Here is a 23,952-nt window from a genome sequence, read left to right as displayed (position 1 = left end):
GAGGATTTCATCATGAATCATGCATTTCCTAAAACAGCCCTAAGTGCGGTTGTATGCGTCAGCCTGATCACCGGATGTGCGACTACACCGGAAAATCAACAAGCCATTGGTGCGGGATTGGGCGCCGTGGCAGCCGGTTTGACGACCGGTCTATTGACCGGCAATGTCGGCTACGGTTTAGCGGCGGCGGCCGGCGGTGCCGCACTCGGTTGGGGCGCCGTCAAATTGGCGCAATACAGTTCTGAGCAGGTGCGCAGTCCGGCCGAGGACCAATCGCTATACGGTTTTACGCCTGCCGCCAATACCGTGCTGGTCCGTTTGAATAAAGGCACGGCTTCGCCGGATACCGTTGCTCCAGGACAACAAGTCATGGTTGCCAGCGATTATTCATTGTCGGTACCGCAAAATCAAAGCATAGCCTCGGTCGAGGAAACCTGGGTCTTGAAAAAGGACGGAAAGGTAATTTTCGAGGCTCCGCCTCAAAATGTGCAGCGTTCCGCCGGCGGTTATGCCGTCAATGCGACGATTCCGATACCTAAGAATGCATCGGCCGGTACCTATGTCGTCGAAACCAAAGTGCAAGCCGGCACCAGCAGCGATATCAATCAGGCCGTATTTATCGTTCAATAAGCGCTAATGCTTCGTTTGCGGGTAATCAAAAGAAGCGTGCCAAGGACGATTGCAGGGGTATTTTTTTATTTGCTGGTCGGTGGCTGTGAGATCTCGAGGTCCGCGTGGGCAAATTGCTCCGGCGAACAGCAGCATTCCGCGAATGCCGCCTATCGCATAGAACAGGAATGGCCATTAAGGCCGAGCCAGGACATTGTCAACCGATATTTGCAAACCCTCGGGGAGCGTCTTGTTCCCCGAAGCGGGCCTTGGCTAAAGTGGTTTACGCCAATCGATTGGCCGACTTCGGGATGGCGCTTTTTTACAGTCAGGGATAGCTCGGTCAACGCATTCTCGATTGGGGACGGGCGCACTTATATCACCGAAGGCAGTTTTCATTTCGTCAAGAATGAAGCCGAACTCGCGGCGATATTGGCTCATGAAATGGGGCATCAATTAGCCGGTCATTTTTGTCTCCGGCCAGGCTTATCTGGCAAAAAGCATAGGCAAATAGGCACGCTGGTGCAGATCATCGATATCGATAGGGAAATCGAAGCGGATGCGATCGCATTGGATATCTTGCAGGCCGCCGGTTTTCCGCCTGACGTCCTGCTGAATATCATTGATCGCTTGCCGGTAAAAGGCGACGAACAGCAACATCAAGCTCGTCTAAATAAGCTATCTAAGCGATTGGAGCCGGGAATCAATGATAATTTTTCAAGTTCCGCAGAGTTTTTTCGGATAAAGCGATTATTATCCGAATAGGAACGGGCATGAAATTCGATCTATTCAAGCGGCTTGTTCATAACCAAGCCAAAAAAACCGACAAGCCGAATGTTCAATTCAGTTGTTTTTCTCATTCAGGCAAAGTCAGAAGCAATAACGAAGATAGTTTTTTAATGCTTCCTGAAAAGGGTATTTGGGCCGTTGCAGATGGCATGGGCGGACATAATTGCGGAGAAGTCGCCAGCGCGGTCGGTTTAATGACCTTGCATCGCGAGCTGGCTTCCGGAGCAAAATTGATCGAAGCTATTCAACGCGCGCATCTCGAAATCAAGGAGCAAGCTTTCAAAGATCCAGAAGCCCAGGGGATGGGGATGACCTTAGTCGCGATACAAATTGAAGAGGGGCGTTATCAAATTGCCTGGGTCGGTGATAGCCGCGCCTATCTCTGGCGGAATAATGGATTAAGGCAATTGACTAAGGATCATAGCTATGTACAAATGCTGATGGATCAAGGCTTAATCGATGAAGAAAGCGCCAAGACCCACCCCTATAAAAACGTTATCACACAAGCGATCGGCAGTTCCGACAAAGAAGTTGTGCAAGTGGATGTGGTCGAGGAAATACGCGATAAGAGGGATATTGTATTACTTTGCAGCGACGGATTGACCGGTCAAGTGCCCGATTCAACAATCGCGACCATACTCGCAGGGGATGGGAGCTTGGATAATAAGACCGAGCAACTTCTGGCAGAAGCGTTGGCGAATGCGGCCGACGATAATATTACATTGATTTTGTTGGCGGAATCTCAGGCGGACTGTTCGTAGAATCTAATAAGGGTATTGTTGGTTGCATTCGAAAAAGCCGAACTTACTCCCTTTTGATAGAAAAACCGTCTAAGAATATACCTATCGCACTTCAAACTTCGGCATTAGCGTATGGAGGCGTCGGGGTGTTCGGCAAAGGCTTTGGCAGCATGGATGCTGTCATAGAACCTACATGGACGTATTCACGGCGTCCTTTGATGGGCACCCCGATGCCGACATTCGCGCTAGCCACAACCCATACCTTCATAAAGTTAACCATTTTTTGAGTATAAAGGGAGTAAATAAGGCAAATTTTTCCCGGTCGTCTATATTCGAGGTCCTGATTAGCAAGTTTCTTCAGCTAAAGGCCAAAAACCAGCATATCCCTAGCAGGACGGGGTTTGCAACCCCGTCCTAAACGTTTTGACTTTGGCCGAAGTTAGCCGAAATGTTTAGGGCAAACCGAAACGTTGGGGACGGGTTAAATAACCCGTCCCGCAGAAGTGGCTACGACTGGCCACTGCTCGGACAATTGGCTTCAGCAAGCTGAAGCATCTTGCTAATCAGGTTCGAGGTTATAAGATTTCCGGGTCCATTTGTATTTAGTGCGAGAAAATTATGATTCAGCGAAAACTTCTGGTTGTTTGTATTCTAACTTCTTCGGTCCTGGCGGGTTGCGGCAGTAAGGTTGAAGTGCCGTCTGCTCATGTCGGGAAGATCATGACCCAATACGGCTTCAAGGAAGGCATCGTCAATACCTCGAAGTTTAGGCTAGAGCCTTGTTGGGCCTATTGCGACAAGTTGGTCGTCATGAATGTTTCGGACATAGCCAAAGCCGAGCAAATGCAGTTGTTCATGCCGAAAGACAAGTTGAATATGGCGTTTGATTTGCGGATGACGCTGGCTGTTAAGCCGGAACAGTATGATGAATTGTTTTCCAAAATAGCGCCGGAGCAAGTTGGCGATGTTGAAAGCATTCCTCTCGATAAGGTTTACCAGACCTATGCGCAGCAGATTATCCGGTCGGAAGCTAGAGAGTTTTTGTCGAATTATACGATTGCCGAGATCAGTTCTTCTCGGGAAGCGATCAATTCCGAATTGAGCGCCAAATTATCGAAGAGCATAGGCGAAAGAACGCCGTTTTTAGTGCGCTATGTCGGGTTGGCGGACATAAGGTATCCGGAAATCATCGTTAAGGCGCAGGAAAATGCAGCAGAACGGCGCGAAATGATTCAGCAGGAAGAGGCGCAATTGGAAATCAGTAAAGTGCAATTAGAGCGCAAGCTTCAAGAGCAACGCATGCAACGCGCTATCGACGTCGAAAAAGCCGAGGCCGAGGCCGAAGTTAACAAGATTCTGGCGCAGTCGGTCACGAACGAATACATCCGCTACCGCTCTCTGAATGTGCTCGACAAAATGAGCGAATCGAATAACAAGGTCTTTATTCCGATGGAAATGCTCGGCACAATCGCCGGCGGTGTCATGCTGGGAAAGCATTGATTGCGGTTATGTTCGGCTACTTTTATCAAAGGCTTCTAGGGAGGAGCGGAAAACCAGCTGGATTCGGACCGGTTCGGATTTTCGCCGATACGGCATGAGTACTTATCTGTTCAATGTTTTACTTTCGTTTTTTCCTTATCTGATCATTGGCTTTTTCATGCTCTGTGCCGCATTGATGATCGAGCCGCTGGTGCGAGGCGGACTGATCGTCAAAAAGTTGAACAAGGCTACGCTGAAAAAAAATAGGCTGTTTTTGCTTTGTGCGGCATTGACCATATGGGCTTTCGGGTTGTTTTTAGCGTTGAGCTCGCCTTCCAATATTCCGAAAACGGAAGTCTTCGACAAGGCGGCAAGCCATCGAGCGATTGTCGACAAAGCTGAAGAGAGCCGTGAACTACCGAAACAGCCTGTCAGAGACAATACATTAAAACCTAAGAACCGGGAAGATCGCGACGCACATTTCAAATCGTTGACCGATTATAAATCAAGGACTCGGCAATATACGGAATGATGGAAGATACCCTTTCCAGTCGCCGACACCTGTCAATCGAGCAGCCGAACCCTCCTTAAATAGGGAAGTTATTTACGATCAAATCTCCTTATGACCAATTCCTAAAGTCTGTATCGCCGCGAATAAATCCTCAAAAGCCGATTCGTTTTCGGTGTCGACCGTTATGGTCATGTTTTGTTCCGGTTCCGTTAAAGGTTCGTCCGAGTCTATCTGTCGTTGTAAGATGTCGGGTGTGGCCTCGGAGGGATCGGTGCCTCGTTTTTGCCTAGAGTCGATACGCTCGATCAAGGTTTTTTGGCTTGCTTTAAAATCCAAGATGAGTAGCAATGCGTCGGTTTTTTCGGTCAATGCAATAAATTCCGCGCGTTGGGTTTGTTTAAGAAAGGTGGCGTCGACGATCACGCTGAACCCTTCATTCAGTATGGCGTGAGCCGTATCAGCCAAATGCCGGTAGGTAATCTCGCCTGCTTCAGTGTTATAAATGCCGCCTCCCGCCTCGGAATTCGTTGATTCTTGAGGAGCGAAACCATAAAGGCGTTTGCGTTCGATATCCGAGCGGAGATGGATTGCTCCGAGTTGTTCGGCCAGTTTTTCGGCAAAAAAGGATTTGCCTGACCCCGAGAAGCCATGTGTGATTAATAACATTGGTCGTGGCGTTTGAATATGGCGCTCGGCTAAATCGGCATAGGCTTGGTATTCTGCCTTTATGCTATTGCGGTTACTTGGGTCGGAGTCTTGTTGCATTCTCAACAATGCCACCTTGCCGCGTACCAAGGCTCGGTAAACCAAATAATAGCGCAGTAAGGCTAAACCTTGATAATCACCGGTTTGATGCAGATAACGGTTGAGCAGTCGCCATGCCAATGCTTCGAATTGGCGGTGAATCAAGTCCATGAAGATGAAGGCCATTTCGCTGGCGACATCGATCCAGCGCAGCATCGGGTTAAATTCAATACAATCGAAGGGCGTCACCTGGCCGTCGATCAGCGCGATATTGCCCAAGTGTAAATCTCCGTGACATTCCCGGATAAAGCCTTGGCGTTTACGTTGCTGCATGAGTTCGGCCTTCTGTTGCCATTCGTTCCGGGTCCAGGTGTGCAGGCTTTTCAGTCGGCGAATTTCCGATGCGTCGTCTAGCAACGGTTCGATGTGGTGAAAGTTTTCTTCACTCCAATGCCTTATGTCGTCCGGCTCGCCATAAGGCGATTCAGGGGCTGTCGTCTCGGTGTCGTTATGAAATCGGCTGACGATTCGGGCGATGCCGTCGATATCGTCGGTTGAAAGCAGGCCATTTTCGGCGCGCATACTCATGAGTCCTTGCTGATCGAATTGCCGCATTTTTACGGCATATTCGGTTGCCATTCCTGTCCCACCCATCTCGGGTTTTTCGGGGCTCCCCGTTATCGGAACGACGTCCAGATAAAGCGATGACGAAAAACGGCGGTTGAGCCGTAATTCTTCATCGCAACAAAAGCGGCGTTTTTCGAGGGTCGAAAAATCCAGAAATCCGAAATCGACCGGTTTTTTAATTTTATAAGCAAATTCGCCGGTCAGCAGTATCCAGGAGATATGCGTTTCCAATAATTCAATCGTAGCGCTTGCATGAGGGTATGCTCGGCTGTTGAGGAGTGAAGGGATCAATCGAGTTTCGAGAGGGGGTGAATTCATGGGTTAAGCCCGAAGCAGTTTTTTCTGTATGATACCGTTAATTTCAAGTAGGGCAATCCTTTGTCCTTGCCATACGGTTAAGGGTTTGTTCGAGGTTAATGTTTATCGGCTTAGGTTGACATTGTTTGTTGCAACAAGCATTATCAGGCGAATTTATTTTAATTTAGACTCTTTATGAGTAACGACACGTTACAAATCCGCCGTATCGGCATCGATACGTATCATGAAAACGTCGCTTATTTAAACCGGGAATGCGCGTTTTACCGAGCCGAGGGTTTTCAGGCGTTGTCGAAAATCAAGGTTTGCGCGAACGGCAACAAACTGTTGGCAGTGCTCAATGTTGTGGACGATAGCTCCATCGTGCATTCCGGCGAGCTGGGTCTTTCCGAGCAAGCTTTCCAAAAACTCAATATTGACGAAGGCGCATTAGTTACGGTGGAACATGCCGAGCCGCCCGTGTCGATGGATGCCGTGCGCCGAAAGATTAACGGCGAACGCTTGAGTCAGGATGATTTTACTAGTATTGCCAAGGATATTGCCGAGACACGCTATTCGAAAATGGAGATGGCGGCTTTTTTGGTTGCGACCGGCCAAAACAATCTCGACCGAGACGAACTCTTGTATTTGACGCGAGCAATGCTGGATTCGGGCGAGCGCATGAATTGGCACGAGTCGCTGGTGGCCGACAAACATTGTATCGGCGGCATACCGGGTAATCGAACTTCGATGTTGGTCGTGCCGATTGTCGCCGCGCACGGCATGTTGATACCGAAAACGTCGAGCCGGGCGATTACGTCGCCGGCCGGTACCGCCGATACGATGGAGGTTTTGGCTGAAGTTAATTTACCGCCTGAACGCTTACATGATATCGTACGTCAGGAACGTGGCTGTTTAGCGTGGGGCGGCACCGCAAAACTGGCGCCGGTCGATGATCTGCTAATTTCGGTCGAGCGCCCGCTCGGGATCGATTCTCAAGGGCAAATGGTGGCCTCTATTCTGTCGAAAAAATTGGCGGCGGGTTCCACGCATTTGATCGTCGATATTCCGGTCGGGCCGACCGCAAAAGTTCGGCACATGCGCCAGGCGCTTGCTTTACGCAAGTTATTCGAATTTGTCGGCGATCAACTCAATATTCATTTGGAAGTCATGATTACCGACGGCCGCCAGCCGGTCGGACGCGGCATCGGCCCGGTGCTCGAGGCGCGCGATATCATGCAGGTGCTGGAAAACAATCCCGATGCGCCGTTCGATTTGCGCCAAAAATCGCTGCAATTAGCCGGAAGGATTATTGAGTTCGATCCCGATGTTAGAGGCGGGCAGGGCTATGCGATTGCGCGCGATATTCTCGATTCGGGTCGGGCACTCGCCAAAATGAACGATTTGATACAGGCTCAAGGTGCCAAAACCATAGACTTTACGCCCGGCACTTTATGTCACGAAGTCTGCGCAGATCAAGACGGCATTGTGACCCATATCGATAATTTTCAAATGGCCAAGATTGCCCGGATTGCCGGCGCACCGATGGATAAAAAAGCCGGCGTCGATCTGTTGAAAAAAATCGGCGACAGGGTGCAGAAAGGCGAGCCGATTTATCGGGTCTATGCAGGCTTTTCGGCGGATTTTAAATTCGCGAAAACGCTAGCGGCCGATGATAACGGTTATCGTATCGGCGTAGAGGAGCATGTTTTGAAGCCGTTGGTGGCTTTCTAATATGATGCTGGTACTGGCCTTTCCCGATTATTGCGCACAAGCCGAGAGACTGGCTTGCAGGCTTGAAACCCCGTTCGAACTCATTGAATTGCACCGTTTTCCCGACGGCGAAAGTTTGGTTCGGCTTCCGGCAGTGTTACCCGAACATGTTATCGTTTGCCGAAGTCTCGACCAGCCGAACGACAAATTGATCGAATTAATGCTGTTTGCTCGGACAGCAAGGGAGTTGGGCGCTAAGCGAGTTACCTTGGTGGCGCCATATCTTTGTTACATGCGCCAGGATATCGCTAATCGTCCCGGCGAGGCTGTCAGTCAGCGCATTGTCGGCCGGATGTTGGCTGATTTGTTCGATGATGTTCTAACGGTCGATCCGCATCTGCACCGTATTTCTCATTTACATCAGGCGATCCCGCTTGCAAATGCGGTTTGTCTTTCCGCGGCCGGTGCGATTGGCGATTTTTTGCGCCGGCAGTTAAGTGATGCGGTGCTGCTCGGACCGGATAGCGAATCCGAACAATGGGTATCCGGTATTGCCTCGCAAATCGGTTTCGATTATGCGGTAGCCGATAAAATCAGACGCGGCGACCGAGAAGTCGATATTACCTTGCCGGAAGCGGAGTTTAGCGGCAAATCGGTAGTTATCATTGATGACATGGCCAGTACCGGAAGAACACTAGCCCGCACGATCGGTTTGTTGCAAAACGCCGGCGCCCGTGCCGTTTATGCCGCGATCACGCATCCGTTGTTTTGCGGCGATGCCGAGTCGCATATTCGCGCGGCAGGCGTCAAAGAAATTTGGAGTACGGACAGCATTGAACATCCGACATCTTGTATCAAACTCGATGCGTTGTTGAGTGATGCGATCCGGTCGATTTTATAGTCACAACAGTATTAATAATCAGGTGATTTTATGCCTACGAAAAAACCATTGGATAAAACCAAACTCGATCAAATCGTTCTCGATGCGCGCCGTAGTCAGGCTGAACGAGAAAAGGGCTACCGCGAAAAAGCGTTGAAAATGTATCCGTGGATTTGCGGGCGTTGCGCGAGGGAATTCGATCATAGCAATGTCAGAGAATTGACCGTTCATCATCGGGACCACAATCACGATAATAATCCTGCGGACGGCAGCAATTGGGAGTTATTGTGTCTGTATTGCCATGACAACGAACATGCCCGCTATGAGCACGCTCATTACAATACCGGTTCAGCCAAAGATAGCGGTAAAACCGCAACTTTCAATCCTTTCGCGAATCTTGAGAGTTTATTGAAAGGAAAGCAGTAATGCAGACTGCTTTACAGGTTGACCGGAGCGCGGCTATCTCTATCGCACTTCAAGTTTCGGTATTAGCGTCCTTGTTTTGCGATGTTGAGAAAGCGCTTTTTTGTTCGGTTAAGGCAGTTCCTAGAAATGCTCCATGAGCTTCATGGTTGTACCCATCGTGGATCAAAATTCGGCACCGGGGTGATCGTCAAAGGACGTCGTGAATACGTCCATGTAGGCTCTATGCCAGCATTCATGCTGGCAAAGCCTTTACCGCTCACCCCGGCGCCTCCTTAAGCATCGCCGAAATTTGAAGTGCGAAAGGTATAAATTACCGAATTCAGGATAATCGGTTCACCTTGTCGAGAAAACCCAGTCGGTTTTTAAAAGCCATCCCATGTTTAAAAAATTCCTAAGCAAAATGACTCCGGCTCAAGCTAAGCACGTTGCCGGTGAATCGTTGCTAATCGAATACCAGTGGCGAGTAGAGCAAGGCCTTATCGACTATGATCCGGCCCAGGTCGAGGCATTGCATTACCTTCAGGAAATGCTGGACAAATTGACTACCGAAGATCGGTCAGGATTTTTGAGGTTGCCTTCGACGCGCGGAAAACCTTGCAAGAGTTTGTATATCTACGGTGGAGTAGGACGGGGCAAGTCGATGTTAATGGATTTGTTCTACGACCATTGTCCTATTCAGGAAAAACGTCGGGTTCATTTCCATACTTTTATATTGGAAGTTCATGAGTTCTCTCATCGCTGGCGTTTGGAAAAAAAACAGGACATCATTCATGCTCTGGCTGACGAAATTAATGCCTCGACAAAGCTACTTTGTTTCGACGAGTTTCATGTGATCGATGTCGCCAATGCCGTTATATTGGATCGGCTGTTCAGTCGTTTATTCGAGCTCGGTACTGTAATCGTCACTACTTCAAACCGGCATCCCGATGATTTATATCAAGCCGGATTGGTTCCGGAGCTGTTTTTAAAGTTCATCAAGCTATTGAAGGCTTCGGCGGATGTCGTCGAGCTCGTTGCCAAGCACGATTATCGATTGACGCGACTTCACGGCGCTGAAAAAACCTATTTTTACCCGCTCGACGAATATGCGGCTTCGGCTTTAGAGCAGTGTTACCGCGCACTGACCCATTCCGCACCGCTGAAGCCTTGCAGTCTTAAGGTGTTGGGTAGAAATGTCGTAATGCGGGCCGCTCATGGCGAGGTGGCGTTGACCACCTTCGATGAGATGTGCAGGCAGCCGTTAGGGCCGGCCGATTATTTGAAAATCGTGCAAGCCTTCAGAGTCGTCATTTTATCCGGCATTCCGCGATTCGGTTTTGATAATCATGATGAGGCCAAACGTTTTTCGACATTGGTCGATGCTTTGTATTTTCATAAAGTCATTCTGATTTGCAGTGCCGAGGTTGCGGCAAGGGAGCTCTATGACGAAAACATACGCGCATTTTTCCTGAAACGAACGGTTTCGCGATTGATCGAAATGCAGTCGGATTACTATCTCAAGCAGTAAGCAGTAAGCAGTGAATGGTGAGTAGTGAAAGGTGAAAGGTGAAAGGTGAAAGGTGAAAGGTGAAAGGTGAAAGGTGAAAGGTGAAAGGTGAAAGGTGAAAGGGGAAAGGGGAAAGGTGAAAGGTGAAAGGTGAAAGGTGAAAGGTGAAAGGTGAAAGGTGAAAGGTGGCGCTTGACAAGTAGTTGAAAATCCGCATCATTTCTCTATTCTCTATTCTCTATTCTCTATTCTCTATTCTCTATTCTCTATTCTCTATTCTCTATTCTCTGCTAACCGCTTATTCAACCTCTCGTCTTACAATAACTTTAGTTAATGACTCATTGGAATATAAGGAAATTTGTCTCGATTTATAGCGATTCAACGTATCAAGTCATTAAATTTACAGAAAAAATGATGACTTTTCGGCAATATGGATGTTCAAACTCCTGTGATATAATCGCGCTTTAGCTAAATCGTATCGATGCTTCCATTCCTCTTCATGAATTTAAAGACTTTTACGCGCCTTTTCATACTGTTTCTGGTTGTTTCCCAAGCGGTTAAAGGCGACGATGGGTTTGTTGTCGATAATATTCAGGTCAACGGCTTGCAGCGAATTTCTGCGGGTACTGTCTACAATTATCTTCCGGTCAATGTCGGTGAATTTTTATCCGAGGATAGGATTCCCGATGCGGTTAGAGCCTTATTTAAAACCGGTTTCTTTAAGGATGTTTCGCTGGCGAGGGAAGGTTCGACGCTGATCGTCAATGTTACGGAGCGGCCATCGATCGCTAAAATCATTTTCGAAGGCAACAAAGATATTAGCTCCGAAGACTTGCTCAAGGCCTTGAATAATATTGGGCTTGCCGAGGGCAAGGTATTCAATCAACAAATGCTCGAGAAGGTCGAGCAAGAATTGAGCCGCCAGTATTTTAGTCACGGTAAATATGGCCTTAAAATCGATACCGAAGTTTCTCCGTTGACCCGCAATCGCGTGGGTATTCGCATCAATATTTCCGAAGGCCGGGTAGCGAAAATTAAGGAAATCAATATTGTCGGCAATCGATCCTTCGACAACGCCGATTTGCTCGATAATTTCGAATTGAGCACCGGCAATTTATTGTCGTTTTATACGAAAGACGATCAATATTCGAAACAAAAATTAGCGGCGGATCTCGAGCGGCTGCGTTCGTATTATCTCGATCGCGGCTATATCAATTTTTCGATCGAATCGACGCAAGTTGCGATTACACCCGACAAAAAAGAAATCTATATCACCGTCAACGTCAAGGAAGGCGATGTGTTTATGCTGGAACAAGTCAAGGTTGCCGGTAATCTGATCATCGATCCCGAAGAAGTGGTTAACTTGGTGCAAGTGGGGCCGGGCGAAATTTTTTCCCGCAAGAATGCGACCGAAACCTCGAAAGCGATTTCCGATCGATTAGGCGATGAGGGTTATGTGTTTGCGAATGTCAACATGGTGCCTGAAATAAACGATACCGATAAAACGGTTGCGATGACCTTTTATGTCGATCCGGGTAAGCGTGTCTATGTCAATCGTGTCAATTTTCAAGGCAATACCAAGACCCGCGATGAAGTGTTGCGCCGTGAAATGCGCCAAATGGAGTCGAGTTGGGCGTCGACGAGCAAGATCGAACGGTCGAAAGTGCGTCTCGAACGTTTGGGTTATTTCGAAGAAGTGAATGTTGAAACGCCGCCCGTTTCCGGCACCGCCGATCAGATCGACGTCAATTATTCGGTCACCGAAAGGCCGGCCGGTAATTTGACGGCCGGTATCGGTTTCTCGCAAGTACAAGGTATTATCGTTAATGCCAACGTTTCCCAGGATAACGTTTTCGGTTCCGGTAAGCGGCTTAATTTGGCATTTAACAACAGCGATATTTCGACCAATTACCGCTTCGGTTTTTACGATCCTTATTTTACGTTGGATGGCGTCAGTCTCGGCTACGATATCGGTTATCGGACCACCGATGCTCAGCAGGCGAATATATCCAGCTATTTGACTGACGTCGCGAATATCGGCGCTAATTTCGGTATTCCGCTTAGCGAATTTAACCGGCTTAACTTCAATATCGATCTTAGACATACCTCACTCAAGGAAACCGGCTTTACAGCGAATGAAGTGAGAGCTTTCCTGAAAAGGGAAGGCGATACTTTTATCACGTTGTCGCCGTCGATCGGTTGGACCTACGACACATTGAATCGCGCGATTTTTCCGACCGATGGCGGCCAGTACCGACTATCCGCGTTAGGCACGGTTCCGGGCAGCGATTTGGAATATTACAAAGTCAGTTATAAACAGCAGCAATATTTTCCGATTGCGAAGGATTTAACGTTTAGCTTAAGTGCGGAATTGGCTTACGGCGACGGCTACGGCAAGACCGATAGTTTGCCGTTTTTCGAACATTATTTTGCCGGCGGCGTGCGCTCGGTGCGCGGCTTTAACGATAACACGCTGGGGCCGCGAGACTCGCAAGGACGACCTTTCGGTGGGGCGACCAAAGTGGCTGGTAGCGCCGAAGTGTTTTTTCCGATTCCGTTCATGAAGGATCTCAAGTCGGTTCGGCTCGGGACCTTTCTCGATGTGGGTACGGTTTCCGACACTCCTAGCAATATCGGAGGAGATATGCGTTATTCGGTCGGCATATCCGGAGAATGGCTGTCGCCGTTCGGCGCGATTGCGGTCAGTGCCGGTAAACCACTGAATCTTCAAGAAGGCGATGATGAAAGAATCTTCCAGTTTTCATTCGGTTCCGGATTTTAACAGAAGTATATGTTTGGTTTAAGCGGGTTATCACCTATAATTTGACGGTTACATCGCAGACTTGTCCGTTTATGGATACTATTTTTAATTTAAATTACGAGTTCGATAATGAAAAATAAAGTTGTTTTATTTTTGGGTTTACTATTGGGCGCCAATATGGTGTGCGCCAATATGGCTTGGGCGGAATTGAAGATCGGTTTTGTCAATATTCCGGCGGTCCTGGAAAAGGCGCCTCAAGCCGAAAAAGCCAAAAAACGTTTGGAGCAAGAGTTTTCTCCGAGGGACAAGCAGCTTGTCGCTCAGCAAAACGATATCAAGAACCTTGAGGAAAGATTGAATAGGGATGCTGCGGTGATGGGCGATTCCGAAAGAAGAAACCTGGAAAAAGACATTCTTAATAAACAACGAGAATTTAAAAGAAGTCAGCAAGAGTTCAGCGAAGATTTCAATATTCGCCGTAATGAAGAGCTGGGCAAATTACAGCGCAAAATTGTCGAAGCGATCCGCGAATTGGCCAAGAGCCAAAGTTTCGATTTATTGCTGACCGAAGGGGTTATTTATGCGAGCGAAACGGTCGATGTCACTGCTCAAATTCAGCAAAAACTGTCTGCAATGCCCGATTAATTTAGACGTTAAGAGAGCAAAAGGCTAAAGTTTCCGGAAACATACCTACCCATAATCACACTTTATCATCCATGTCTATCAAGCTAGATATTTTACAAATTCAAGAATTTTTACCGCATCGCTATCCCTTTTTATTGGTCGATAAAGTGGTCGAATGTGAACCCGGCGTCAGATTGTTGGCCGTTAAAAACGTGACTTACAATGAACCTTTTTTTCAAGGGCATTTTCCGCATTTGCCCATAATGCCCGGTGTGCTGATTTTGGAAGCGTTGGCGCAAGCGACCGGCTTGTTGGCGTCGGAAACCGATCCTAATTTGGGAAAAGGTATGACTTATTATTTGGTGGGTATCGATAATGCTAGATTCAAGAGACCGGTGAGTCCCGGCGACCAATTGATGCTGGAAGCCAAATTCGTTAAAAGTAAACGCAATATTTGGTCGTTCGATTGCCGAGCTGAAGTGGAAGGCGAATTTGTGGCCAGTGCCAACATTATGTGTGCCGCAGCGGTGAATTGATTTTGATAGATTTAAGAGCAGTTATTAACGAGCGCGCCCAATTAGCCGATGATGTTACTGTCGGCCCGTTCTCGATCATAGGTCCGGATGTCACGATTGGCGCAGGTACGGTCATAGGGCCTCATGTCGTCATCAACGGGCCGACCAGCATAGGCAAGGATAATCGGATTTATCAATTTGCCTCGATAGGCGAAGATCCTCAAGATAAAAAATATGCTTCTGAGGTAACCCGGCTTGAAATAGGCGATAGAAATGTCATTCGAGAATTCGTGACGATGCATCGAGGGACATTGCAAGACCGGAGCGTAACGCAGATCGGTTCCGATAACCTGTTTATGGCTTATACGCATGTCGCTCACGATTGTATAATCGGCGATCATGTAATTATGGCCAATGGCGCATCGTTGGCTGGTCATGTACATTTATCCGACCACGCAATTTTGGGCGGTTTTACGCTGGTCCATCAATTTACCCAAATAGGGCAATACAGTTTTTCGGCGATGGGAAGCGCGATTACTCAGGATATTCCTCCGTTCGTGATGGTTGGTGGTCGCCCGACGCGCCCGCATGGCATCAATTCGGTTGGCATGGAACGCAATGGCGTATCGCCGGAGGCAGTTCGGCAAATCAGAAAAGCCTATAAAATTCTTTATAAAATGAACCTAAAGCTCGAGGATGCAATCGAGGAAATGGAAGGCATGGCCGGCGATAGCGACGAGTTGTCGACGATGGTTAGTTTCCTGAGGAACGTGACTCGGGGTATTCTACGATAACTATGCAAAGGGTTGCCGGAGTCGACGAAGTCGGTCGAGGATGTCTTGCGGGTGCCGTGTTTGCAGCGGCTGTCGTTTTAGACCCGGATAATCCGATTGCAGGCTTGAAAGATTCGAAGAAAATCTCCGAAAGGCAACGTGAAGCGCTGGCGTTGACCATCAAGAGGGATGCGCTATGCTGGGCCGTGGCGCGGGCGGAACCGAGCGAGATCGATCGTATCAATATTCTGCATGCGGCGCTGTTGGCGATGGCGAGAGCGATCGCCATGATCGACCCGGTTCCCGATTGGATTATCGTTGACGGCAATCGCTATCCCCCGATCGATTTGCCTGGAGAGGCCATGGTCAAGGCCGACTCGCTGGTACCGGCTGTTTCCGCGGCTTCTATATTGGCCAAGGTCGCTAGAGACAGAGAAATGCTGTTTTTGGAGCGGCTTTATCCGGGCTATGGTTTCAATTTGCATAAAGGCTATCCGACCGAATTGCACCGGCAACAATTAATGCAGTTGGGTATTACGCCGTTTCACAGAAAATCTTTCGCTCCGGTAAAGGCCTTGATTAAATAATTTTAATCTCGCGCAGGGCGCGGAGATTAAGTTATAGCTATCGCACTCAAATTCAGCATTAGCTTATAGATGCTGTTATAGAACCTAAATGGGCTTGTTCACCCGGCTCCGAAATAAGGTATAAAATCTATTTTCGCGTTATTAAGGATTTCGCGAAAAATAACTCCCCTATTTTTGGAGGATTCGGTTGCTCGATTGGCAGGTGTCGGCGGCAAGGAAAGCCGTCGTCAAGCCTACATGGACGTATTCACGGCGTCCTGCCAGGCGAGTTACCGAACCCTCGACAAAGCTCATAACTCCAGGAAGTTATTTATGACCGAATCCTAAGTTCATGGCTAGCAGAGCTTAAGCTTCTTCAAATCTCCGTGCCTCTGCGCCTCCGCGCGATAACCGTAAATCCCGCATGCAACCTTCATTCGTTCATCTTAGACTTCATACCGAATTTTCCCTGGTCGACGGCATTGTTCGAATCAAGCCGCTGATTAAAGCCTTGGCCGACATGAACATGCCGGCCGTCGCGGTCACCGAACAATCCAATCTTTTTTCGTTGGTCAAGTTTTACCGAGCCGCGCTTGGGCAAGGAATTAAGCCCGTTTCCGGTGCCGATGTGCACATCTTCAATCCCGACGATCCGTCATCGCCTTATTGTCTAACGCTGTTGGTTAAAAACCTTAATGGCTATACGACGCTGACCGAATTAATTTCAAAATCTTACCAGGAAGGTCAGCATCAGGGTGTGCCCATGGTACAGCGCGAATGGATCGCCGATAACCATAATGGACTAATCGCCTTGTCCGGCGCGATGCGCGGCGATATCGGAAGGGCCCTGCTTGCGGAAAATATCGACGAGGCCAAACGACTGGCCGAGGAATGGAGTCTTTTATTCGAGGATTCCTTTTATCTCGAGTTGCAACGTGTCGGTAAAGCCGAGGAAGAACGCTATGTCGCGGCCGCTGTCGATTTGGCTCAACAAATGGATCTGCCGGTCGTCGCGACCAACGACGTGCGCTTCCTTCGGCCGGAAGATTTCGATGCACATGAAGTTAGGGTCTGTATTCATCAAGGACGAGTCTTGGACGATAACCGGCGGCCGAAAGATTACACCAATCAGCAATATCTGCGTAGCAGTGAAGAAATGCAGGAACTGTTCTCCGATATTCCTGAAGCCTTGGAAAATTCGGTCGAAATTGCCAAGCGGTGTAATCTGGAGCTGACGCTAGGCGAAAATTATTTGCCCGACTTTCCGGTTCCGGAAGGCATGACGATCGATGACTATCTGATCGAAGAGTCCCGTCAGGGACTCGAAGAGCGCTTTCAACAACATCCGGCTTTCGGTTCCGGTAGCGAGGAAGAGAACCGCCGGGTTTATTACGACAGGCTCGAGACCGAGCTGAAAGTAATCACGCAGATGGGCTTTCCCGGCTACTTTCTGATCGTTGCCGACTTCATTCAATGGGCCAAGAATAACGCGATTCCGGTGGGACCGGGCAGGGGTTCGGGCGCCGGCTCGCTGGTTGCTTATGTCTTGAAAATTACCGACCTCGATCCGATCGAATTCGATCTATTATTCGAACGCTTCTTGAATCCGGAGCGGGTTTCGATGCCCGACTTCGACGTCGATTTCTGCATGGACCGGCGCGATGAGGTCATCGACTATGTCGCGCGGCATTACGGCCGCGACCATGTCGCGCAGATTATTACCTACGGATCGATGGCGGCAAAAGCGGTGGTGCGCGATGTCGGACGGGTGCTCGGATTTTCGTACGGTTTCGTCGACCGTTTGGCAAAATTGATTCCATTCGAAATCGGCATGACGCTGACTAAAGCGCTGCAGGATAGTCCCGATCTCAAGCAGCTCTACGAGACCGAAGAGGAAGTCAAGACGCTGATCGACATGGCGAAATCGCTCGAAGGAATATCGCGTAATGCCGGAAAACATGCCGGGGGAGTGGTGATTTCGCCGACCAAGTTGACCGATTTCACGCCGCTTTATTGCGAGCAAGGCGGCGGTAATCTAGTGACGCAGTTCGACAAGGATGACGTCGAGGCGGTCGGTCTGGTCAAGTTCGACTTTTTGGGGCTTCGAACGCTAACGATCATCGATTGGGCACTCGAGACGATCAATCGAAAAAAGCAGCGAATGGGCGAGGTTGTCGTCGATATTAGCACGATTCCGCGTGACGATCCGGCCTCCTATGAATTATTGAAGAAAGCACAAACGACTGCGGTATTCCAGTTGGAATCGCGCGGCATGAAAGAGTTGATCAAAAAACTCAAGCCCGATTGTTTCGACGATATCATCGCCTTGGTGGCATTATTTCGGCCCGGTCCGCTCGAGTCGGGCATGGTCGACGATTATATCAATGTCAAGCATGGCGCAAAAGCCGAATATGCCCATCCCATGTTGGAACCGATTCTCAAATCGACCAACGGCGTCATTCTGTATCAAGAGCAGGTCATGCAGATCGCTCGGGAACTGGCCGGCTATACCCTCGGCGGTGCGGACATGCTTCGCCGAGCGATGGGTAAGAAAAAACCGGAGGAGATGGCCAAGCAGCGAGAAATTTTCACGCAAGGCGCGGTCGCGAATAACATTGAGGAAGGTGTCGCGACCTATATCTTCGACCTGATGGAAAAGTTCGCCGGCTACGGTTTCAACAAGTCGCATTCGGCGGCCTATGCCTTGGTCGCCTATCAAACCGCCTGGCTGAAGGCGCATTATCGTGCCGAGTTTATGGCGGCGGTGTTGTCTTCCGATATGGACAATACCGATAAGGTCGTGGTCTTGATCGAAGAATGCCGCGAGATGAAATTGACGATTTGCCCGCCCGATCTCAACGATTCGAATTATCGTTTCACGGTCAACGACAAAGGCCAAATCGTTTATGGAATCGGAGCGATCAAGGGTGTCGGCGAATCCGCGATCGAGGATTTATTAAAAGAGCGCGAAACTAACGGCCCTTTCAAGGGGCTGTACGATTTATGCAAGCGCGTCGATTTGAGGAAGGTTAATCGTCGCGTACTCGAGGCCTTGATTAGGGCGGGCGCGTTCGATCGATTCGATGACAATCGGGCGGCGCATCTGGCGGAATTGCCTATTGCATTACGAGTGGCCGAACAGCACGGCAAAATGGCCCAAACCGGTCAAAACGATTTGTTTGGGTTGGGCATGCCCGATGAAGATGACAGAATACAGGAAGACGTCTACACGACTGAAGCCGAGCCTTGGACCGAATCGGAGCGATTGGCCGCGGAAAAGCAGACTTTGGGGTTGTTTTTGACAGGGCATCCGATCACGCAATACGAAGAAGAACTGAAGCATATCGTCAACGGCAATATTTCGAAAATACTCGGCGACGTCGAGCGCACGCGAGGCAAGATGGAGGCGCGTACTGCCGGCTTGGTCGTGGAATTGCGGACGCGGCAAAATAAAAACGGTAAGACGATGGGTTTTGCGACTTTGGATGACCGGTCCGGCCGTCTTGAGCTCGCTATTTTCGGCGACATTTACGAGAGATACCGCGATTTATTGTCCAAGGATGCGTTGCTGGTTGCAGAAGGCGGTGTCGCTATCGATGATTTCAGCGGCATGCTGAGGCTTACGGTCGATAAGTTATACGGTATCGAAGATGCGCGCAATCAATATGCCCGATGTCTTGCGTTGCAGTGGGCGAATGCGGCTGAAGGGGGCGATGCGAAAGCGTTTGTCGATAAGCTCGATGAGACGCTGCAACCGTTCAAGGGAGGCTCTTGTCCTATTGTGTTTGGTTATCGTTCCGCAACGGCTAAGTCATCGCTACAGTTCGGCGATGAATGGCGGGTGCATCCTTCGGATGAATTGGTTTTGCGGCTAAGGCGTTTGTTGGGGGTGGATGCTGTTGAGGTTAGATATAGGTGAAAGGGGAAAGGTAAGCCCCTTTTTCTGGATGTTTGGGGTTATATGCTGGAAATCGTTGTTTCATTGAAGGTAGGGTTTACCGAGGGGCGTCGCCTTCATGAGCTAATGCCGAAATTTAAGATGCAATTTAGCAATCACGGTTGCCGGTATTTTGGTTCTGGCAACCGTGAAATTAGAAGAAATTAAAGCGCTTAGGCGTCCGATTCGCTTTCGGATTTAACAACGGGTTTGCTGTCGTTATGGTTGTCCGGTTTAGCGGGGGCGGCTTCCCGATCGCGGCGAGGTTTATCGTCTTGTGTCTTGGCGGGCTCTACCTGCTTCGGTCCATCATCGGTTTGAGTTGGCGCATTCGGTCCGCTGATTTCGCTCTGTTGTGAAGAGTCCGGTTTTTTGTAATTCGGGTTTCTAGGGCGACGTCGATTCGGACCTCTTCTTCCATTTCTGGATTGCGGTTTTTTTGCCGGTTGTTCGATGGCTTCATTCGTGGTTTTGTCCGACTCAACCGGTTGTTGAGCGACTTCTTCAGGAATAATCTCTTGCCGCTCGGCAGGTTTCGCTTCACGCTTATCGGCGGGGCCTTTAGGTCGGTTGTTCCGGCTTCCCGGTCCGCGTTTATTATCGCGTTTTTTGCCTGGGATTCTTTCTTCGCCTTCTTTGCGCTCCTGTTTTTTGGCTGGTTGGGGCATGGGTGGCGCTTCATCTTTACCGCCGATCAATTTTTGCCAAAAGCGCTTAACCAGGCTGGCCGAGGTATTACGATTTTGTACCGGCGCCGGTGCATCGGGTAAAAATTCCTTAATAGCCGCTTGCTCGGCTTTGGGTTTGATCTGTTGCGCGAATTCAGGAAGCGGAATATCTTCTTCCTTGATTTGTAGATAGCTAGGCTTTTCCTCGACGGCATCCTTGGCCTTGATCCGGTCGATCGTGTAAGCCGGCGTTTCCAGGTGTTTGCTCGGTAGAATCACGATGCCGACTTTTAATCGAGACTCGATCAATTCGATAGCGGGCCGCTTTTCATTGAGCAGGAAAGTCGCGCTTTCGATCGGTAAATGCGCGATGACTTTTTCGGTGCCGGGTTTCATCGCTTCTTCTTCCAGTACGCGCAGCACTGCCAGTGCAACCGATTCTACATTACGAATCGTCCCTTGGCCTTTGCAGCGCGGGCAGATCAATTGCGTCGATTCGCCCAATGAAGGACGCAGCCGTTGCCTGGACATTTCAAGCAAGCCGAAACGCGAAATACGGCTGGTTTGTATGCGGGCTCGATCGATTTTTAAAGCATCGCGCAGACGGTTTTCGACCGCGCGTTGATTTTTATTGGCCATCATATCGATGAAGTCGATTACGAACAAACCGCCCAAATCGCGGAGCCGTAACTGACGCGCGATTTCATCGGCGGCTTCAAGATTGGTGTTTAAAGCGGTTTCTTCGATGTCGCTGCCTTTGGTCGCGCGTGCCGAGTTAATGTCGATCGAGGTCAATGCTTCGGTATGATCGATCACGATCGAGCCGCCGGATGGCAGCGATACTTCGCGGCCATAGGCGATTTCGATTTGCGATTCGATTTGATAGCGACTAAACAAAGGTACCGAATCCTGATAGAGTTTCGCTTTGGACAAAAAGTGCGGCATGACCTGTTTCAAAAACTTTTGCACCAGGTGAAATGCTTCTTCCTTATCTATCAGGATTTCATCGATGTTACCGCGTAGATGGTCGCGTAAGGCCCTAATGATGACATTGCTTTCTTGGAATATCAAAAAAGGTGCCGAGTGCTCGCTAGCCGAACGCTCGATCGCTTCCCAGAGTTGTAACAGATAATTTAAATCCCATTGCAGTTCCTCGGCGCTTTTGCCGCATCCGGCCGTACGGACGATCAGGCCCATAGTGTCGGGAATCTCCAGCGCTGTCATGACTTCACGCAATTCATTTCGCGTATCGCCTTCAATGCGCCTGGAAATACCGCCGGCTTTCGGGTTGTTCGGCATCAATACCAAATAGGTTCCGGCGAGGCTGATGTAGGTGGTTAATGCCGCGCCTTTGTTTCCGCGTTCTTCTTTTTCGATTTGAACGACGATTTCTTGGCCTTCCTTGATTTGATCTTTGATAGATGCGCGTCCGCCTTCGGATGCATCGCCTTCGGCGCGCTGCCTGAAGTTCGGAGCAATTTCCTTAAACGGTAAAAAGCCGTGTTTTTCGGAGCCGTAATTCACGAAAGCGGCTTCTAGGCTGGGTTCGATACGGGTAATTATGCCTTTGTAAATGTTTGACTTTTTTTGTTCTTTTGAAGGGACTTCAATGTCAAAATCATAAAGTTTTTGACCATCTACCAAAGCGACACGCAGTTCTTCAGGTTGCGTGGCATTGATAAGCATTCTTTTCATTTAAGGTATCCTTGATTATTCCTGTCCCATGTTTAGAATTTTTTTAAGACTTTCAGGTTGCGCATCGGCGTTATGACCGCAGTATGGGCTGATACGATGCCGCGGCCTTTAAGGCCGGGACGGGGGTTTGTGCCGTCCTATGATTGGCGGTCTCGCTTGCTTTCGTTCATTCATTTAAGTTATGAAAAGCAAAAGAATTTGCATTGTTTATTCCGCACGATTTATTCGATGCGAATAGGTGTGCGCAAGCCTGTCTTCTTGTAAAATCCTTCCTAAACAGGAATTATTATATTTCGCTCATCACGGGTCGAACGATAAAACCCAAAATTCCAATGACTGAACAGTCGTTTAGTAACTGTTCAGCGAATAATTTTTTATGGCTCCTAGTCGCATAAGGCGGACGGAGGGAGCGTTTATTTTATTTTTGTTGTATAAACTGGCCTAATATATCAATGTTAACGGCACTCATCAATTTAAAGAATCATGTCATAAAATTTACTGGTATCATTATTCAATGAAACCAGTACAGCAAGAAACGCATTCGGGCGTTCAATTTATTGAAATATTTGAAGAAAACTGCGATCAGCGGCTTGATAACTTTTTGATTGCCAAGCTGAAAGGCGTGCCTAAAAGTCGGATTTATCGGATTGTTCGAAAGGGTGAAGTGCGCGTCAATAAAGGCCGCGTGGATGTGAAATATCGCTTGAAGGAGGGCGATGTCGTCAGAATTCCGCCAATACGGGTTGCCGAGACCGAAAATGACGCATTTGTGCCGCAATCATTAAAACACAGTCTCGAGCATGATATTTTGTATGAAGACGATGCGCTGTTGGTACTCAATAAGCCGTCCGGCTTTGCCGTGCATGGCGGTAGCGGACTGGATTCGGCAGTCATCGAAGGGCTGAGGCAATTAAGACCTGCAGCACCGTTTCTAGAATTGGTGCACCGTTTGGATAGGGATACTTCCGGTTGTTTATTGATTGCGAAGAAAAGGAGTGCTTTGCGAAAACTACATGAACTGTTTCGTGGCGACGATATTCAAAAAACCTATTTGGCCGTTTTATCGGGGCGTTGGGCGCGTAAAAAGTTGGTGGTTACAGCCCCGTTGCAAAAAAATGTCAACAAAGGCGGCGAGCGTATGGTCGAAGTGAGTCGTTCGGGAAAAGAAGCCGAAACTTTATTTCGACGCATTAAGTTATTGTCGAATGCGACTTTGGTCGAGGCGTCACCTAAGACCGGACGAACACATCAGATTCGTGTTCACGCCGCCTGGCTAGGCCATCCCATCATCGGCGACGAGCGTTATGGAGATTTCGAGGTTAATAAGGCCTTCAAAAAAATCGGTTTTAAGCGAATGTTTTTGCACGCTTACCGATTGGAATTCGTCCATCCCGTTACCGGGCAGCGATTGCAGATTACCGCGCCTGTACCGAAGTCAATGGAAGCATTAATTAACGAGAATAATGAGTAAACGCTTTGATTTGATTATTTTTGATTGGGATGGAACACTGGTCAATACGATCGATTGGATCGTGTATTGTTTGCAGGATGCCGCTGTTCGATGCCGTTTTGAGGTGCCTGAGGATCAAATGGCGAAGGATGTGATCGGTTTGAGTATCGATAATGCTGTTCGACAACTGTTTCCGGAAGCGGATAAGGACGCCATGAATACGTTTATCGAGCATTACGGCCGAGCATTTTTTGCCAAACAGCTGAGCAGAGCCGATTTGTTTAAAGGCGTGTTCGATATGCTAAATGTCCTGAAAGCGAGTGGTTATCGGTTGGCAGTGGCTACCGGAAAAGGGCGGAAAGGCTTGCAGAAGGCTTTGATGCAAACCGGAACCGAGCATTTATTCGACATCACTCGTTGTGCCGACGAAACCGCGTCTAAGCCGGCTCCTGTCATGTTGCAAGAAATTATCGATCGCCTCGAAATTCCGGCCGAACGAGCCTTGATGGTCGGCGATTCGATTCATGATCTGCAAATGGCTCGTAATGCGGGAATAGTTTCGGCGGCCGTTGCTTGCGGTGCGCATAGCCCGGAACTGTTGCGGCAATACGACCCTCTATTTAGTTTGGCACAAACATCACAATTACTGGAATTTATTTGAGGTT

Annotated in this window: 19 protein-coding genes; 17 read left to right on the top strand and 2 right to left on the bottom strand. The window is 48.9% G+C overall.

All coding sequences use genetic code 11. The annotated features are described in order from the left end of the window. Positions 1-12 precede the first annotated feature (12 nt). The 5 genes from METBU_RS0110540 to METBU_RS0110515 all read left to right on the top strand — a co-directional run bounded on the left by METBU_RS0110540 (position 13) and on the right by METBU_RS0110515 (position 4,149). Entirely contained in the window at positions 13-630 is a 618-nt protein-coding gene (locus METBU_RS0110540) for a hypothetical protein (RefSeq protein ID WP_017840591.1), read from the top strand. 36 nt (positions 631-666) lie between these two features. Next, the gene (locus METBU_RS0110535) at positions 667-1,374 is read left to right on the top strand and encodes a M48 family metallopeptidase (protein ID WP_175421662.1); all 708 of its coding nucleotides are present in this window, start codon (positions 667-669) and stop codon (positions 1,372-1,374) included. 8 nt (positions 1,375-1,382) lie between these two features. After that, complete coding sequence (locus METBU_RS23925; RefSeq protein WP_017840589.1) at positions 1,383-2,159, top strand: PP2C family protein-serine/threonine phosphatase; 777 nt, start codon at positions 1,383-1,385, stop codon at positions 2,157-2,159. Positions 2,160-2,756: 597 nt separating this feature from the next. Beyond that, positions 2,757-3,638 carry an SPFH domain-containing protein gene (locus METBU_RS23920; protein ID WP_014149375.1) on the top strand — a complete coding sequence of 294 codons (882 nt, stop codon included), beginning with the start codon at positions 2,757-2,759 and terminating at the stop codon, positions 3,636-3,638. Between the two features lie 94 nt (positions 3,639-3,732). Further along, positions 3,733-4,149 carry a hypothetical protein gene (locus METBU_RS0110515; RefSeq protein ID WP_014149374.1) on the top strand — a complete coding sequence of 139 codons (417 nt, stop codon included), beginning with the start codon at positions 3,733-3,735 and terminating at the stop codon, positions 4,147-4,149. A gap of 78 nt (positions 4,150-4,227) precedes the next feature. Here METBU_RS0110515 and METBU_RS0110510 read toward each other — a convergent pair whose 3' ends face one another. Further along, entirely contained in the window at positions 4,228-5,817 is a 1,590-nt protein-coding gene (locus METBU_RS0110510) for a bifunctional aminoglycoside phosphotransferase/ATP-binding protein (protein ID WP_026130150.1), read from the bottom strand. 174 nt (positions 5,818-5,991) lie between these two features. On the opposite strand from METBU_RS0110510, the gene METBU_RS0110505 reads away from it, so the two are divergent. From METBU_RS0110505 to dnaE, 10 genes are all read left to right on the top strand, one after another. Further along, entirely contained in the window at positions 5,992-7,527 is a 1,536-nt protein-coding gene (locus METBU_RS0110505; RefSeq protein ID WP_017840586.1) for a thymidine phosphorylase family protein, read from the top strand. Position 7,528: 1 nt separating this feature from the next. Further along, positions 7,529-8,407, top strand: a complete 879-nt coding sequence (locus tag METBU_RS0110500; protein WP_017840585.1) for a ribose-phosphate diphosphokinase — start codon at positions 7,529-7,531, stop codon at positions 8,405-8,407. Between the two features lie 30 nt (positions 8,408-8,437). Further along, complete coding sequence (locus METBU_RS0110495) at positions 8,438-8,812, top strand: YajD family HNH nuclease (RefSeq protein WP_017840584.1); 375 nt, start codon at positions 8,438-8,440, stop codon at positions 8,810-8,812. A 376-nt stretch (positions 8,813-9,188) separates the two neighbouring features. Continuing rightward, positions 9,189-10,319 carry a cell division protein ZapE gene (zapE, locus tag METBU_RS0110485; RefSeq protein ID WP_017840582.1) on the top strand — a complete coding sequence of 377 codons (1,131 nt, stop codon included), beginning with the start codon at positions 9,189-9,191 and terminating at the stop codon, positions 10,317-10,319. Positions 10,320-10,797: 478 nt separating this feature from the next. Then, positions 10,798-13,080 carry an outer membrane protein assembly factor BamA gene (bamA, locus tag METBU_RS0110480; RefSeq protein WP_017840581.1) on the top strand — a complete coding sequence of 761 codons (2,283 nt, stop codon included), beginning with the start codon at positions 10,798-10,800 and terminating at the stop codon, positions 13,078-13,080. 108 nt (positions 13,081-13,188) lie between these two features. After that, on the top strand, positions 13,189-13,704 hold the full coding sequence (locus tag METBU_RS0110475; RefSeq protein WP_017840580.1) for an OmpH/Skp family outer membrane protein: 516 nt from the start codon (positions 13,189-13,191) through the stop codon (positions 13,702-13,704). A gap of 71 nt (positions 13,705-13,775) precedes the next feature. After that, a complete protein-coding gene (fabZ, locus tag METBU_RS0110470) occupies positions 13,776-14,219 on the top strand; it encodes a 3-hydroxyacyl-ACP dehydratase FabZ (RefSeq protein ID WP_014149549.1) in 444 nt (147 codons plus the stop codon). A gap of 2 nt (positions 14,220-14,221) precedes the next feature. Next, positions 14,222-14,992 carry an acyl-ACP--UDP-N-acetylglucosamine O-acyltransferase gene (lpxA, locus tag METBU_RS0110465; protein ID WP_026130148.1) on the top strand — a complete coding sequence of 257 codons (771 nt, stop codon included), beginning with the start codon at positions 14,222-14,224 and terminating at the stop codon, positions 14,990-14,992. Between the two features lie 2 nt (positions 14,993-14,994). Then, positions 14,995-15,558 carry a ribonuclease HII gene (gene rnhB, locus METBU_RS0110460; RefSeq protein WP_017840578.1) on the top strand — a complete coding sequence of 188 codons (564 nt, stop codon included), beginning with the start codon at positions 14,995-14,997 and terminating at the stop codon, positions 15,556-15,558. A gap of 403 nt (positions 15,559-15,961) precedes the next feature. Continuing rightward, a complete protein-coding gene (dnaE, locus tag METBU_RS0110455) occupies positions 15,962-19,456 on the top strand; it encodes a DNA polymerase III subunit alpha (RefSeq protein WP_017840577.1) in 3,495 nt (1,164 codons plus the stop codon). Positions 19,457-19,647: 191 nt separating this feature from the next. On the opposite strand, the gene METBU_RS0110450 is transcribed toward dnaE, so the two are convergent. Continuing rightward, complete coding sequence (locus METBU_RS0110450) at positions 19,648-21,837, bottom strand: Rne/Rng family ribonuclease (protein ID WP_017840576.1); 2,190 nt, start codon at positions 21,835-21,837, stop codon at positions 19,648-19,650. Between the two features lie 514 nt (positions 21,838-22,351). On the opposite strand from METBU_RS0110450, the gene rluC reads away from it, so the two are divergent. Beyond that, on the top strand, positions 22,352-23,308 hold the full coding sequence (gene rluC, locus METBU_RS0110445) for a 23S rRNA pseudouridine(955/2504/2580) synthase RluC (protein WP_017840575.1): 957 nt from the start codon (positions 22,352-22,354) through the stop codon (positions 23,306-23,308). Beyond that, a complete protein-coding gene (locus tag METBU_RS0110440; protein WP_017840574.1) occupies positions 23,301-23,948 on the top strand; it encodes an HAD-IA family hydrolase in 648 nt (215 codons plus the stop codon). Before rluC ends, METBU_RS0110440 begins: the two co-directional genes overlap by 8 nt. Positions 23,949-23,952: the final 4 nt, after the last annotated feature.

Origin of the sequence: Methylotuvimicrobium buryatense 5G (assembly GCF_000341735.1) — a bacterium.
Classification (GTDB): domain Bacteria; phylum Pseudomonadota; class Gammaproteobacteria; order Methylococcales; family Methylomonadaceae; genus Methylotuvimicrobium; species Methylotuvimicrobium buryatense.
The sequence above is the reverse complement of the archived record's forward strand: the minus strand, read 5'-3'. Positions and strand labels throughout refer to the sequence as shown.

What these genes read in the sequence shown, in the direction of transcription:
- METBU_RS0110500 (WP_017840585.1), top strand. Translation starts at nt 7,529, where the DNA reads ATGATGCTGGTACTGGCCTTTCCCGATTATTGCGCACAAGCCGAGAGA.
- METBU_RS0110510 (WP_026130150.1), bottom strand. Translation starts at nt 5,817, where the DNA reads ATGAATTCACCCCCTCTCGAAACTCGATTGATCCCTTCACTCCTCAAC.
- METBU_RS0110515 (WP_014149374.1), top strand. Translation starts at nt 3,733, where the DNA reads ATGAGTACTTATCTGTTCAATGTTTTACTTTCGTTTTTTCCTTATCTG.
- METBU_RS0110450 (WP_017840576.1), bottom strand. Translation starts at nt 21,837, where the DNA reads ATGAAAAGAATGCTTATCAATGCCACGCAACCTGAAGAACTGCGTGTC.
- bamA (WP_017840581.1), top strand. Translation starts at nt 10,798, where the DNA reads ATGAATTTAAAGACTTTTACGCGCCTTTTCATACTGTTTCTGGTTGTT.
- METBU_RS23920 (WP_014149375.1), top strand. Translation starts at nt 2,757, where the DNA reads ATGATTCAGCGAAAACTTCTGGTTGTTTGTATTCTAACTTCTTCGGTC.
- dnaE (WP_017840577.1), top strand. Translation starts at nt 15,962, where the DNA reads ATGCAACCTTCATTCGTTCATCTTAGACTTCATACCGAATTTTCCCTG.
- METBU_RS0110440 (WP_017840574.1), top strand. Translation starts at nt 23,301, where the DNA reads ATGAGTAAACGCTTTGATTTGATTATTTTTGATTGGGATGGAACACTG.
- rluC (WP_017840575.1), top strand. Translation starts at nt 22,352, where the DNA reads ATGAAACCAGTACAGCAAGAAACGCATTCGGGCGTTCAATTTATTGAA.
- METBU_RS0110505 (WP_017840586.1), top strand. Translation starts at nt 5,992, where the DNA reads ATGAGTAACGACACGTTACAAATCCGCCGTATCGGCATCGATACGTAT.
- fabZ (WP_014149549.1), top strand. Translation starts at nt 13,776, where the DNA reads ATGTCTATCAAGCTAGATATTTTACAAATTCAAGAATTTTTACCGCAT.
- zapE (WP_017840582.1), top strand. Translation starts at nt 9,189, where the DNA reads ATGTTTAAAAAATTCCTAAGCAAAATGACTCCGGCTCAAGCTAAGCAC.
- rnhB (WP_017840578.1), top strand. Translation starts at nt 14,995, where the DNA reads ATGCAAAGGGTTGCCGGAGTCGACGAAGTCGGTCGAGGATGTCTTGCG.
- METBU_RS0110540 (WP_017840591.1), top strand. Translation starts at nt 13, where the DNA reads ATGAATCATGCATTTCCTAAAACAGCCCTAAGTGCGGTTGTATGCGTC.
- METBU_RS0110495 (WP_017840584.1), top strand. Translation starts at nt 8,438, where the DNA reads ATGCCTACGAAAAAACCATTGGATAAAACCAAACTCGATCAAATCGTT.
- METBU_RS0110475 (WP_017840580.1), top strand. Translation starts at nt 13,189, where the DNA reads ATGAAAAATAAAGTTGTTTTATTTTTGGGTTTACTATTGGGCGCCAAT.
- METBU_RS23925 (WP_017840589.1), top strand. Translation starts at nt 1,383, where the DNA reads ATGAAATTCGATCTATTCAAGCGGCTTGTTCATAACCAAGCCAAAAAA.